Consider the following 12,015-nt stretch of genomic DNA (forward strand, 5'->3'; position numbering starts at 1 on the left):
GCGCATTTATCGGAATTGGGCACGGACGCCGCCGCGCAATTTTGCGCCATTTGGCACCAATGCCCCCTTCATCACGCAATCGCTACTCGGATAGGCAGGAGGTTGCCGCTACAAGCAGCGCCCCTGATTCCAAAAGCTATTTTTTTCGATGAAACCGTCCGTCAAGGCGAACCTCGCCGCATTCAATCACGACGCCCGGCTCTATTTGACGCTCGGCATCGCCAACTGGTCGATCTTCGTCGACCACATCCCGAACAATGTCGTCAACTTGCTGACGCTGCGAAACTTCGGCTTCAGCGGCGCCGCAGACCTGTTCGTGTTCGTGGCGGGCTATGGCATGGCCATCATTCATGGCAAGATGGCGCTGGAGCGTGGTTACGTCGTCGCAGCGACGCGCATCTTCCAGCGCGTTTGGCGGCTCTACGCCGCTTATGTCGTTCTGTTCGTGATCTACATCGACACCATCGCCTATGTCGCCTCGCAATCGATGGCGCCAGAGATCATCCACGAATACAACATTTCCGGGATCATCGAGCATCCGCTGCGCATCCTGGTACGCGGACTGGTGCTGCAGGAAGAGCCGCTGAACCTCGATCTCCTGCAACTGATGATCCCGCTGATGGCGTTTCTTCCGTTCGCGCTGTGGGGGCTGTTGCGGCGTCCGAACCTGACGCTGGCGGCATCGGTCGCCCTGTACTTCGCGGCGCGCTGGTTCGATTGGAATTTCCGGGTCTATCCGGACCAGGAGTGGACCTTCAACCCGTTCTGCTGGCAGATGCTGATGGTGCTGGGCGGCTGGTTCGCCGTCACCGGTACGTCGGGCCGCGCCCTGCACGGCCTGACCTGGCTGCGCGTCCTTGCAGGCGCTTATCTCGTATTCGCGATGGCGATCACGCTGATGCGCCACTCGCCGACGCTGGCCGTCTACTTGCCGGATATCGTGCTCAACAATATCACGCCGACCGACAAGGAAAACCTCGCACCCTATCGCGTGGTCCACTTCCTCGCGCTCGCTTTCCTCGCGACCCATCTGGTCCCGGCCGATCACCCCGGTCTGCAATTGAGGCCGCTCCAGGCGGTCATCAGATGCGGCGAGGAATGGCTCGCCGTGTTCTGCGTCGGCGTGTTCCTGTCCTTTGCCGGACATCTCATCCTGATCACCGGCGCCAATCTGGTGGTGATGCAGATCTCCGTGAGTCTGGCCGGCTTCGCGGCGATGGCCGCGGTCGCGTATTACATCGCTTGGTCGAAGCGGCAGGACCTGCCCGCGGCCTTACGCCAGCAGGCCTAGCCCGGCACCTTCCGATTCCGCTAGGCCGACCATCACGGCTGCGCTATGCGGAGCGGGAGCGGATTGCGCGAGGAGGCCGGGCGTGGCGATGGCGAAAGGCGGGGGTGAGGGAGCCGACAGCGCGCCCCGGCGCGGCCGGCCAAGGTCGATCGAGACCACCAACGCCATTCTCCAGAGCGCCTATGCGCTGATGGCCACGACCGGCCTTGCCGCCACCACCATCGACGCGGTCGCGCGGCGTTCCAGCGTCTCCAAGATGACGATCTACAAATGGTGGCCGTCTCGCGAGGCGTTGCTGATCGACGCCTTCCTCCAGCATGCCGCGCAGATGCTGCCGCTACCGCCTGCAAGCTCCGGCAGTGCCGCCGCGCGCGCACGCCGCCACGCCGCGGCCTATGCCGAAGCGCTCCAGGGCGAGTTCGGCAAGGTCCAGCTCGCCGTGATCTCCGAATGCATTTCCAAGACCGGCTCAGCCGAGCTGTTCTACGCCCGTTATCTGCAATTCCGCCGCGACGCCCTGGTCGAGATGATCGCCGCCGGCCAGAACGACGGCAGCATTCTGGCGGAAGCACCGCCGGAGGATCTCTACGACGCGATCTATGGCGGCCTGTTCTACCGCTACGTCTTCCGCATTGCGCCGATCACGCCGGCCTACGCGCGCAATCTGGTTGACCTCGTGCTCCGGCCGAAGAGCTAGCCTCGCATTACCGCGCCGGCCGGATCGGTGCTGAAAGCTTGTCAGTGCGGTCGCGCTCGGTCATGTCCTCGACCGTGTCCATCGGCGCGGTCAGCTCGTAGACATAGGAGACGTCGGTGAAATAGCGCTTGGCGGCGCCGCCGAGCGCCTCGGGCGCGACCCGGTCGAGCAGGATCAGGCCGAAATCGGAATCGGGGCGGCGCGTCGCCTCGCTGGTGTTGAACTCCTCCCAGCGGAAATGAAAAACCTCGCCAGTCCCCTCGCTCGTCACCGTCCAATTGGCGGTGATGTGCGGATGCTTGCCGACCAGCGACAGGCCCTCGTCGGAGTGCGAGGCCAGTTCGAAGAACAGCAGCGACAGGCTCTGCGCCGCGCGCGCGCTGACTGCGATGTCCGGACCGGTGACGGCGATGCGGTCGGCGTGCGGGATGGCGCGCGCCTCGAACAGGCCCTTCAGCTTGACGCCCTGCCACTGGCTCTCGCTGAGCAGCGAGACGACGTTGGACATGGCGTGAATGCGGCCAATCAGGAGTTCACGCGCGACATCGATGTCGGAGCCATGGCGCAGCGTGCGCGTCACGATCGACTGGATCACCGCCAGGATGTTCTTGACCCGGTGGTTGAGCTCGTCGATGACGGCCGTCAGCCGACGCTCGAAGCCGATTCTGACCTGGATTTCCCGGCTGAGCCGCAGATTGTTGTAGGCGACATAGCCGAACAGGCCACACACCATCGCGGTGATCGCAAAGCCGATCGCCGCCACGATGATCGCAGTCTGCTCGGCGCGGCGCGCCGAGTTGGTCTTGGCGTAATAGCCGAGCTGCCAGTCGCGACCGCCGAAGCTCACCGTTCGCGTCGCCGATGGCGCCGGCCCATCCGCCGCCGTCGTGCGGGCCGAGACCACGCCTTGATCGTTGGCGACAAGCTCGCCACCCTCCCTGCGCGGATCCTTCAGCGCGACCGCGAACAGCGACATGTCGTCATTGGTCAGCATCAAGGAGGCGAGCTCGTAGGAAAATGTGATGAAGCCCACCGGCTCCGTGGCGCCCTCGGGGATGACCGGAGCGGCCACGATGATGCCGACCGGTCCGTCGCCGCGCAGGAGAGGAACCGGCTCGGAGGCAACCGACCTCTTCTCCACTCTGGCACGTGTCAGCATGGCGCTGCGCACCTGATCCTGGTCATAGCTGCGGCCGGGCAGCGCCTTGGTCTCATTGCTGCGCGGTTCGAGGTCCATCAGCACGTCGATCGGCTGAGTGACACGCGCCGGATCGATCGGCTTGTCGTCATAGCTGCGGATCTGCGGATTGGGGAAGCCGGCGCTGGCGATGGCGGCCTGCGCTGCGGCAAGCTCGTCCGGCTTCAGGCGGGCGACCCAGCCGGCCACCACGAAATCGGTCTTGAAGGCGTAGATCGCCGAGCGCAGCGGCTCGAGCATGTTCGGTTTGAGCACCGACGGCGTCCGGAACAGGCCGGAGGCAACCCGCGCAAGCAGTTCGCGCTCGGTGAGCCGGTCCTGGACCAGGCTCGCATGGACGTCGATCGCGCGCGCCAGCGCGATCCGGTCCAGCGCCAGCTCCTGGTCGTGGACGCGATAGGCCGCAAGCCCGGAGAGCAAGGCTCCGAGCAGGGCGATGAAGCCGATGATGAAACCCAGCCGGACCACGCGACTACTCAGGCGAAAGCGGGAGGTCGGCAATAAACAAGGAACATATGAACGCCGCTCGAACGGCCATGTGCCGAAACAGGGTGAACCCCGGTGGCCGAGATAATGAAGGAGGAGGCATCAGTACGCAACTTGGGTCGCCTGAAAAGCATAATCCGCTCGGCCGATGGTCCGGCCGGGATGGTTCGGCTCCCGGGCACCGGAGGTAGATAATCGCCCTGTCCGAAATTGGTTCCGCGGATGGCTCCGCCCACTGGGCGTTAACGGATAGAAACGCCTGCGTTAAGTCGTCGCGTCGGTCAGCTGTCCCGTTTCAAGCCGCCTTTGGCCTCGATAAAGCCGATGATGCGGTCGAGCCCCTGGCTCTTCTTCAGGTTGGTCATGACGAACGGACGCTCGCCGCGCATCCGCCTGGCGTCCGTCTCCATCTTTTCCAGCGAGGCGCCGACATGGGGCGCCAGGTCGATCTTGTTGATGACAAGGAGGTCGGACCGGGTGATGCCGGGGCCGCCCTTGGACGGGATCTTGTCGCCGGCCGCGACGTCGATGACGTAAATGGTGAGGTCGGCGAGCTCCGGGGAAAAAGTGGCAGCGAGATTATCACCGCCGGATTCGATCAGCACGAGATCGAGCCCGGGAAACTTGGCGCGCATGTCCGCCACCGCGGCGAGATTCATCGAGGCATCCTCTCGGATCGCGGTATGCGGGCAGCCGCCGGTCTCGACCCCTGCAATGCGATCCGGCGTCAGCGAGCCCGAGCGCACGAGGAATTCCGCATCCCATTTGGTGTAGATGTCGTTGGTGATCGCGGCGATGTCGTAGCGCTCGCGCATGGTCTTGCAGAGCAGGTCCATCAGCGCGGTCTTGCCCGATCCGACCGGGCCGCCGATGCCGACACGCAAGGGGCCGTGAGACGTAGCCATCGTTTCTTTCCTATCGTCGTCCTGGCGATTGCGGAATGTACTGGCCCGCAATCATGATCTGAACAGCCGCGTATATTGCGTTTCGTGCCGCAGGCTGGCGAGGTCGGCGCGAAACGTCGCGCTGCCGAGATCGTCCAACGTCGCATTCAGCGCACGATTGGCCGTCGCGGCAACCGCGGCTTCCAGCTTCACCAACACGCGCTGGCTGTCGGTCTGGCCGAGCGGGATGAGCCGGCTGGCCGCGGAAATCCAGTTCGAGACCAGCGCATGCAGGAAGCCGTGCAAGGTCGGCGCCAGCGGCACGCCATGCACGGCAGCGACGACGCCGACGGCGACGGGATAGACCAGCGGCGTTCGGCATGCCCCAACCATGGCATTCAATCCGTCGGCATCCCAAGCGGCGCGGGCGATGTCGATGAAGGCGCGGCCCTGCGACGTCGTCTCCAGCTGTCGCTCGCGCGACGGCACAAAGGCCGCGGCGAGCTCGGCGATATCGCTCAAGGTGGCGCCCTCGTCCGCTTCAGTGGCGCGATAGGCGTGGACCAAAAACGTCGCATCGCAGAAGCCCGAGCCGTCGCGGAGCATTGCGTCGAGCCAGTCCGCCAGCGTCGCTGTGTCTGCGATGTCTCCGGCTTCGACCGCCCATTCGATGCCGCTGGAGTAGGAAAAGCCGCCGACGGGAAACGCCGGCGACAGCCAGGTCATCAGCCGGTACAGCGCCGCCGCCTCGCGCTCCGCGAGATCGCCGGCGCCGACCGGCTCATTTGTGGTCGTGAGCATGCTTGTGGCCGTGGTGATGATCGGGGTGATCGCAATGCTCGTCGTGGTGATGATGATCGTGGCTGTGACCATGGTCATGCGCAACATGGTCATGCGCGTGGTTGTCGTGTCCACGTGCGTGACCGGCATCGGCATAGGCGCCGCCTTCGGGATCGAACGGCGCCTCGATCTCGATCACGCGCGCACCGAGGCCCTTCACCATGGCTTCGATGACGTGGTCGCGGCGAATGCGCAGCCCCTTGGCCATGATCTGCGTCGGCAGATGGCGATTGCCGAGATGCCAGCCGACGCGGATGAGGTGGTGCGGATCCTGGCCGCGGATCTCCAGCAGCGGCTCGGGCGCGGCGACCACCTCGACCAGCCGACCGTCCTCCAGCACCAGCGCATCGCCGCCGCGCAGCGCAACGGCATTCTCCAGGTCGAGCAGGAAGGCGAGCCCCCGCGTCCCCATCATCGCCATGCGGCGGCGGTGCCGATCGTCGAAATCGAGCACGACTGTATCCGCTGGCGCTTCTGTGAAGCGGTGTTGTCCCTTGACCTGCGTCGCCCGGATCATGCGCTGCTACCTCAGAGCTTCTCGACCTTGCCGTCGCTGATGATCTCGATCACCGTCGGCGCCGTCTTCATCTGCGCGGAATATTCGCGCCACACCTTCATGTGCGGCGCCTTGGCATGCGCCGTGAGATCGTCGCGGGTCTCCCAGCGTTCGACCACCACGTATTGATTGGGGTTATTGACACTGACACTACCGTCGTAGGAGAGGCAGCCCTTCTCCTTGAGCGTCTCGACGGTGCAGGCCTTGTGCCCCTTGATGAAGTCGTCCTTGTTTTCCGGCTTCATGGGCGTGGTGGCGATGACATAGATCATGAGGGTTATTCCCTGTTGTTCTTGTTAGCGTATGTCGACCTTCTCGGGCGTGATCACTTCGATCTTCGGCGGTGCCGTGAAGCACTTCACCGCGACGCGGCCGAACGTCTTCATGTGCTCCTGGCCGCGATGCGGCACCAGCGCCTCGGCATTCTCCCACTGTTCGACGAACACCATCTTGGCGGGATCGGTGACACTCTCGTGCAAATCATAGGCGATATTGCCGGGCTCTTTCCGGGTCTCCTTGATGCAGGCAGTGGCAGCTGCAATGAATTCGGCGCGCGTTTCGGGCTTGATGGTCAGGGTGGCAACGACGTAGATCACGAGAAATCCTCCCGGCTTTTCTTTTGGGTTCAAGATACCGGGCGGGACATTAGACCAGGCGGGATCGAACGCAACACCGTAAATCCGCTCCCCCGGGGGCGCGCCGGGGGCATGTGTCGAGGCGCTATTTCAGTACATGAAATATCGCTGCGCCATCGGCAGCACTTCGGCCGGCGCGCAAGTGAGAAGCTCGCCGTCGGCGCGCACCTCATAGGTCTCCGGATCGACCTCGATATTGGGCGTGGCGTCGTTGTGGATCATGCTCTTCTTCGAGATTTTTCCGCGGGTGTTCTGGACCGCATAGAGCTTCTTGTCGATTCCGAGTTTTCGCGCGAGGCCGCCGGTGATCGCGGCCTTCGAGGTGAACACCACGGAGGACGCGGTCCGCGCCTTGCCGAAGGCACCGAACATCGGCTGGTAGTGCACCGGCTGCGGCGTCGGGATCGAGGCGTTGGGATCGCCCATGGGCGCTGCGACGATCATGCCGCCCTTGACGATGCAGTCCGGCTTGACGCCGAAGAAGGCCGGCGACCACAGCACGAGATCGGCGAGCTTGCCCTTCTCCACCGAGCCAATCAGCTTCGAGACGCCATGGGCGATCGCGGGATTGATGGTGTATTTGGCGATATAGCGCTTGACGCGAAAATTGTCGTTGTCCTTGCCCTTGTCCTGCGGCAGCGAGCCGCGCTGCTTCTTCATCTTGTCGGCTGTCTGCCAGGTGCGGATGATGACTTCGCCAAGGCGGCCCATGGCCTGGGAGTCCGAGGACATCATCGAGAGCGCGCCGAGATCGTGCAGGATGTCTTCGGCGGCGATCGTCTCCTTGCGGATACGGCTCTCGGCGAAGGCCAGATCTTCCGCGATCGAGGGATCGAGATGGTGACACACCATCAGCATATCCAGATGCTCGTCGATGGTGTTGCGCGTGAAGGGGCGCGTCGGATTGGTCGAGGACGGCAGCACGTTCTTCAAGCCGGCAACCTTGATGATATCAGGGGCGTGACCGCCGCCGGCGCCCTCGGTGTGGAAGGCGTGGATGGTGCGACCTTTGAAGGCCTTGATGGTATCCTCGACGAAGCCGGATTCGTTCAGCGTGTCGGTGTGGATCATCACCTGGATGTCGTAATCGTCGGCCACCGATAGGCAATTGTCGATGGCAGCCGGCGTCGTGCCCCAATCTTCGTGCAGCTTCAGCGCACAGGCGCCGGCCTTGATCATCTCGACCAGCGCGGCAGGCCGCGAGGCGTTACCCTTGCCGGAGATGCCGAGATTGACCGGAAAGGCGTCGAACGACTGGATCATCCGCCCCATGTGCCACGGCCCCGGCGTGCAGGTGGTGGCGAACGTGCCGTGCGAGGGGCCGGTGCCGCCGCCGAGCATCGAGGTCACGCCAGACATCAGCGCGTGCTCGATCTGCTGCGGACAGATGAAATGGATGTGACTGTCGAATCCGCCGGCGGTGAGGATCTTGCCCTCGCCCGCGATCACGTCGGTGCCGGGACCGATGACGATGGTGACCCCCGGCTGGATGTCGGGATTGCCGGCCTTGCCAATACCGGCGATCATGCCGTCCCTGATCGCGACGTCGGCTTTCACGATTCCCCAGTGATCGACGATCAGCGCATTGGTGATGACGGTGTCAGCCGCGCCCTGCTTGTTGGTGACCTGTGATTGCCCCATGCCGTCGCGGATCACCTTGCCGCCGCCGAATTTCACCTCCTCGCCGTAGGTGGTGAAATCCTTCTCGACCTCGATGATGAGGTCGGTGTCGGCCAGCCGCACCCTGTCGCCGGTGGTCGGACCGAACATGTCGGCATAGACGGAACGCTTTATTTTGACGGACATCACAAGCCCCGTTTGCGTTTGAATTTCGGATTGGTGCTCACAGCGAGGCCCTCGCTGTGAGCACCATGTCGTCGAATGTCGTATCGAGCCAGGCGTTGTCGCCGCGGCAGCCCGCGACCACCTGCTCGGACCAGCCGACGTAGTCGGTGAGGTCGTCACGCTCTTCGGCGGCTGGATCGGAATGAATGCGCGCGCCGATGTTGCTGATCTTGTCGGCGATCTTGATCAGCCTGGCACCGGCCGACTTTTTCTGTGCTTCGATCACCTGCCGACGCCGTCGTTCGGCCTTCGGCAGGCTCATGTCGTCGGTGCACTCGACGACGAGTGACGCGACACGGTCGGAGAATTTTTGCGCGAGCTCCTCGCGCGTGGTGTCGGTGTCCTCGATCGCATCATGCAGCCAGCCGGCCGCAACGAGTTCGGCGTCGGTGCCATCGGTCGCGGTCGCAAGCAGGTTCGCGACCTCGGCGAGGTGGTTGATGTAAGGCTCATGACCGCGGCCCTTGCGCGCCATCCCGTTGTGGCGGCGCGCGGCGAGCTCGGCGGCTTCGGAGACGAGGCGGACGGGTGACAGCATGGCAAAGACCTCCGTTTTCGTCTCAACCGTGCCGTGCCGCGCTCGTTCCTGTGGAGCTCACAGCTTCCCCATCACGTCGCCGCGGAAGCCGTAGATGGTCTTCTTGCCGGCCACCGCGACGAGTTGGACGTCGCGGGTCTGGCCCGGCTCGAACCGGACGGCGGTGCCGGCGGCGATGTCAAGGCGCATGCCGCGGGCCTTCTTGCGGTCGAACTTCAGTGCCGGGTTGGTCTCGAAGAAATGGTAGTGCGAGCCGACCTGGATCGGGCGGTCGCCGGTATTGGCAACCGTCAGCGTCACGGTCTTGCGGCCAGCATTGAGCTCGATCTCGCCGTCCTTGATGAAGAGTTCGCCGGGGATCATGCTCTCGCTCCTACCTGATCGGCTCGTGCACGGTGACGAGCTTGGTGCCATCCGGAAACGTCGCCTCGACCTGGATGTCGTGGATCATCTCGGGGATGCCGGGCATCACCTGTTCACGGGTGAGGACCTGCGCGCCGGATTGCATCAGCTCGGCGACGGTGCGCCCGTCGCGCGCGCCTTCGAGGATGAAATCGGAAATGATCGCGATCGATTCGGGATGGTTGAGCTTGACGCCGCGATCCAGCCGGCGGCGGGCCACGATGGCCGCCATCGAGACCAGAAGCTTGTCCTTTTCGCGGGGAGACAGGTTCATGCGAAATCTCTTCCGTTCAACGCATCAATTCAGCTGGTCAGTTCAGCCAGAGCCTCGGCAGCGCCGCACCGCTGCGCGCCAGCACGGCCATCATGTCGGCACGCAGGCGCGCCGCATCTTGGGCACAGAACCGCGCCATTGCAAAGCCATTCCAGGCGGACATTCCGACCTCGCCGGAGAATGAGTCCGACGCTTCCCGGATGCGCTCGATCAATGCCTCGTCGCCGGGCACGATCAGCGCCGTGCCGATCGCCGCGCCGCTTTTGGCCATCGCGGATCGCGCGAGTTTTGCGCCGATATTGCCGTCGAGCCTGACGGTTTCCGCGAACACGAGCTTGCCGCCGCGGGAGAGCCGCCAACGGTCGACGAATTCGCCCTGCTCCACCCGCTCGCCCATGGCGGTGCGGCCGAACACGACGATCTCGCAAAGCAGGAGCGAGGCCGTCTCATCGAGAGCGATGTCGAAGCTACGATGGACGCGGGCGCGATCGAACAGAATCGTCTCTTGCGGCAGCCATCCGATATGCGCACCCGTGGCGACCTTCAAGGCGATATTGAGCTGCGCCGCCGCTCCGGGGGCACGATAGACCTTCTCGGCCGCCGCCGTGGTCAAGGTCAGGCGCGAACCCTCGCCCGCGGCAATATCGATATCAAAATTGTCCCCGCCGGCAACGCCGCCGGCCGTGTTGACGAACACGCCGGAGAGGCCCTCGCCTTCCGGAGAGGGAAAGCGGACGCGCAGGGAGCCGGATTCATGCAAGATCCCTCGCCGCGTCACGCCGTCGCGCGCGTGGACGTCGAAGCGCACTACGCCACGGGCGCGGTTGGCTTCAAACACCGAAGATGTCGTTAAAACGTCGCTGCGCATCCGTCTCCCCAGCCGGCCGCGGCAGAAATTTTGGGATTACAGCGCCATCTGGCGGCTGATTTCGGCCGGGTCGAGATTGGAGCGGTCGCAGGTGAACTTCACCGCGCCGCGATCCATCACCGCAAAACTGTCGCCGAGTTCGCAGGCAAAGTCGAGGTATTGTTCGACCAGCACGATGGCGATGTTGCCGAGGTTGCGCAGGTACGAGATGGCGCGGCCGATGTTCTTGATGATCGAGGGCTGGATGCCTTCGGTCGGCTCGTCGAGCAGCAGCAGCTTTGGCCGCATCACCAGTGCGCGGCCGATCGCGAGCTGTTGCTGCTGGCCGCCGGAGAGATCGCCACCGCGCCGGCCGAGCATGGATTGCAGCACCGGGAATAGCGAGTACACGTCGTCCGGAATGTGCCTGTCCTCGCGCCTGAGCGGGCCGAAGCCGGTCTTGAGATTTTCCTCGACCGTCAGAAGCGGAAATATCTCGCGGCCCTGCGGCACGAAGCCGATGCCTTTGCGCGCGCGCTCATAGGGCTTCAGGGCCGTGATGTCGCTGCCGTCGAGCACGATCGCGCCCGATGAGATCGGATACTGGCCGACCATGGCGCGCAAGAGCGAGGTCTTGCCGACGCCGTTGCGTCCGAGCACGCAGGTCACCTTGCCGGGCTCGGCCGCGATCGACACACCGCGCAGGGCCTGCGCCGCGCCGTAGAACAGGTTGATATCCTTGACCTCGAGCATCGTTCAGCGTCCCAGATAAACTTCGATGACCCGCTCGTTGGCCGAGACCTGGTCGATGGTGCCTTCGGCGAGCACGGTACCCTCGTGAAGGCAGGTGACCTTGACGCCGAGCTCGCGCACGAACGTCATATCGTGCTCGACCACCATCACTGTGTGGGTCTTGTTGATTTCCTTGAGCAGTTCGGCGGTGAGATGCGTCTCGACGTCGGTCATGCCGGCGACCGGCTCGTCGACCAGCAGCAGCTTCGGATCCTGCGCGAGCAGCATGCCGATCTCGAGCCACTGCTTCTGGCCGTGGCTGAGGCTGCCGGCGAGACGATTGCGGGCATCGGTGAGGCGGATCGTCTCCAGCACCCTGTCGATGCGCTCGGACTCGTCCTTGCTGCCACGCCAGAACAGCGTGCCCTTGACGCTGTGGTCGACATTGAGCGCCAGCAGCAGGTTGTCCTGCACGGTCTGGCTCTCGAACACGGTCGGCTTCTGGAATTTGCGGCCGATGCCGAGTTCGGCGATGCGGGTCTCGTCCAGGCGCGTCAGGTCGGTGACCCCGTCGAACAGCACCGTGCCTTCGTCGGGCTTGGTCTTGCCGGTGATGATGTCCATCATCGTGGTCTTGCCGGCGCCGTTCGGGCCGATGATCGCCCGCATCTCGCCGGGCTCGAGCGTCAGCGACAGGTTATTGATGGCGTGGAAGCCGTCGAAAGAGACGTGCACCCCGTCGAGATAGAGCATTGCGGAAGTGGCGCGGGTGTCCATGACGTTCATCGCG

15 protein-coding genes are annotated in these 12,015 nt (G+C 64.1%); 2 read left to right on the plus strand and 13 right to left on the minus strand.

Annotated elements, in window-relative coordinates; all coding sequences use genetic code 11:
• Window positions 1–148 precede the first annotated feature (148 nt).
• The gene (locus ABIB06_RS05730) at window positions 149–1,291 is read left to right on the plus strand and encodes an OpgC domain-containing protein (RefSeq protein ID WP_354044712.1); all 1,143 of its coding nucleotides are present in this window, start codon (window positions 149–151) and stop codon (window positions 1,289–1,291) included.
• A gap of 88 nt (window positions 1,292–1,379) precedes the next feature.
• Window positions 1,380–1,988, plus strand: coding sequence for a TetR/AcrR family transcriptional regulator (locus ABIB06_RS05735; RefSeq protein ID WP_354045075.1), 609 nt, complete (start codon window positions 1,380–1,382; stop codon window positions 1,986–1,988).
• Window positions 1,989–1,995: 7 nt separating this feature from the next.
• On the opposite strand, the gene ABIB06_RS05740 is transcribed toward ABIB06_RS05735, so the two are convergent.
• From ABIB06_RS05740 to urtD, 13 genes are all read right to left on the minus strand, one after another.
• On the minus strand, window positions 1,996–3,654 hold the full coding sequence (locus ABIB06_RS05740) for a CHASE domain-containing protein (protein WP_354044708.1): 1,659 nt from the start codon (window positions 3,652–3,654) through the stop codon (window positions 1,996–1,998).
• 299 nt (window positions 3,655–3,953) lie between these two features.
• Entirely contained in the window at window positions 3,954–4,577 is a 624-nt protein-coding gene (gene ureG / locus ABIB06_RS05745) for an urease accessory protein UreG (protein WP_247343779.1), read from the minus strand.
• A 51-nt stretch (window positions 4,578–4,628) separates the two neighbouring features.
• Window positions 4,629–5,357 (minus strand): urease accessory protein UreF, encoded by a 729-nt coding sequence (locus ABIB06_RS05750; protein ID WP_354045073.1) that lies wholly within the window; start codon window positions 5,355–5,357, stop codon window positions 4,629–4,631.
• A complete protein-coding gene (locus tag ABIB06_RS05755) occupies window positions 5,338–5,913 on the minus strand; it encodes an urease accessory protein UreE (RefSeq protein WP_354044703.1) in 576 nt (191 codons plus the stop codon). The genes ABIB06_RS05750 and ABIB06_RS05755 overlap by 20 nt, the downstream gene beginning before the upstream one ends.
• Before the next feature lie 11 nt (window positions 5,914–5,924).
• The gene (locus tag ABIB06_RS05760) at window positions 5,925–6,224 is read right to left on the minus strand and encodes a putative quinol monooxygenase (RefSeq protein WP_247343784.1); all 300 of its coding nucleotides are present in this window, start codon (window positions 6,222–6,224) and stop codon (window positions 5,925–5,927) included.
• Window positions 6,225–6,248: 24 nt separating this feature from the next.
• Complete coding sequence (locus ABIB06_RS05765) at window positions 6,249–6,548, minus strand: putative quinol monooxygenase (RefSeq protein ID WP_247343788.1); 300 nt, start codon at window positions 6,546–6,548, stop codon at window positions 6,249–6,251.
• Window positions 6,549–6,677: 129 nt separating this feature from the next.
• Entirely contained in the window at window positions 6,678–8,393 is a 1,716-nt protein-coding gene (gene ureC, locus ABIB06_RS05770) for an urease subunit alpha (RefSeq protein WP_354044695.1), read from the minus strand.
• A gap of 37 nt (window positions 8,394–8,430) precedes the next feature.
• The gene (locus tag ABIB06_RS05775) at window positions 8,431–8,970 is read right to left on the minus strand and encodes an HD domain-containing protein (protein ID WP_354044692.1); all 540 of its coding nucleotides are present in this window, start codon (window positions 8,968–8,970) and stop codon (window positions 8,431–8,433) included.
• A gap of 57 nt (window positions 8,971–9,027) precedes the next feature.
• A complete protein-coding gene (locus ABIB06_RS05780) occupies window positions 9,028–9,333 on the minus strand; it encodes an urease subunit beta (protein ID WP_354044689.1) in 306 nt (101 codons plus the stop codon).
• Window positions 9,334–9,343: 10 nt separating this feature from the next.
• Window positions 9,344–9,646, minus strand: coding sequence for an urease subunit gamma (locus ABIB06_RS05785; RefSeq protein WP_247446297.1), 303 nt, complete (start codon window positions 9,644–9,646; stop codon window positions 9,344–9,346).
• 37 nt (window positions 9,647–9,683) lie between these two features.
• Window positions 9,684–10,514, minus strand: a complete 831-nt coding sequence (locus tag ABIB06_RS05790; protein ID WP_354044684.1) for an urease accessory protein UreD — start codon at window positions 10,512–10,514, stop codon at window positions 9,684–9,686.
• Between the two features lie 36 nt (window positions 10,515–10,550).
• Window positions 10,551–11,246, minus strand: coding sequence for an urea ABC transporter ATP-binding subunit UrtE (urtE, locus tag ABIB06_RS05795; RefSeq protein ID WP_354044682.1), 696 nt, complete (start codon window positions 11,244–11,246; stop codon window positions 10,551–10,553).
• A gap of 3 nt (window positions 11,247–11,249) precedes the next feature.
• On the minus strand, window positions 11,250–12,011 hold the full coding sequence (urtD, locus tag ABIB06_RS05800) for an urea ABC transporter ATP-binding protein UrtD (protein ID WP_247343809.1): 762 nt from the start codon (window positions 12,009–12,011) through the stop codon (window positions 11,250–11,252).
• Window positions 12,012–12,015: the final 4 nt, after the last annotated feature.

The organism is Bradyrhizobium sp. LB8.2 (genome assembly GCF_040548035.1).
In the GTDB taxonomy this organism is placed as follows: Bacteria; Pseudomonadota; Alphaproteobacteria; order Rhizobiales; family Xanthobacteraceae; genus Bradyrhizobium.

Coding starts and splice junctions, on each gene's coding strand:
- ABIB06_RS05730 (WP_354044712.1), top strand. CDS start 149: ATGAAACCGTCCGTCAAGGCGAACCTCGCCGCATTCAATCACGACGCC.
- ABIB06_RS05735 (WP_354045075.1), top strand. CDS start 1,380: ATGGCGAAAGGCGGGGGTGAGGGAGCCGACAGCGCGCCCCGGCGCGGC.
- ureG (WP_247343779.1), bottom strand. CDS start 4,577: ATGGCTACGTCTCACGGCCCCTTGCGTGTCGGCATCGGCGGCCCGGTC.
- ABIB06_RS05750 (WP_354045073.1), bottom strand. CDS start 5,357: ATGCTCACGACCACAAATGAGCCGGTCGGCGCCGGCGATCTCGCGGAG.
- ABIB06_RS05755 (WP_354044703.1), bottom strand. CDS start 5,913: ATGATCCGGGCGACGCAGGTCAAGGGACAACACCGCTTCACAGAAGCG.
- ABIB06_RS05760 (WP_247343784.1), bottom strand. CDS start 6,224: ATGATCTATGTCATCGCCACCACGCCCATGAAGCCGGAAAACAAGGAC.
- ureC (WP_354044695.1), bottom strand. CDS start 8,393: ATGTCCGTCAAAATAAAGCGTTCCGTCTATGCCGACATGTTCGGTCCG.
- ABIB06_RS05775 (WP_354044692.1), bottom strand. CDS start 8,970: ATGCTGTCACCCGTCCGCCTCGTCTCCGAAGCCGCCGAGCTCGCCGCG.
- ABIB06_RS05780 (WP_354044689.1), bottom strand. CDS start 9,333: ATGATCCCCGGCGAACTCTTCATCAAGGACGGCGAGATCGAGCTCAAT.
- ABIB06_RS05785 (WP_247446297.1), bottom strand. CDS start 9,646: ATGAACCTGTCTCCCCGCGAAAAGGACAAGCTTCTGGTCTCGATGGCG.
- ABIB06_RS05790 (WP_354044684.1), bottom strand. CDS start 10,514: ATGCGCAGCGACGTTTTAACGACATCTTCGGTGTTTGAAGCCAACCGC.
- urtE (WP_354044682.1), bottom strand. CDS start 11,246: ATGCTCGAGGTCAAGGATATCAACCTGTTCTACGGCGCGGCGCAGGCC.
- urtD (WP_247343809.1), bottom strand. CDS start 12,011: ATGAACGTCATGGACACCCGCGCCACTTCCGCAATGCTCTATCTCGAC.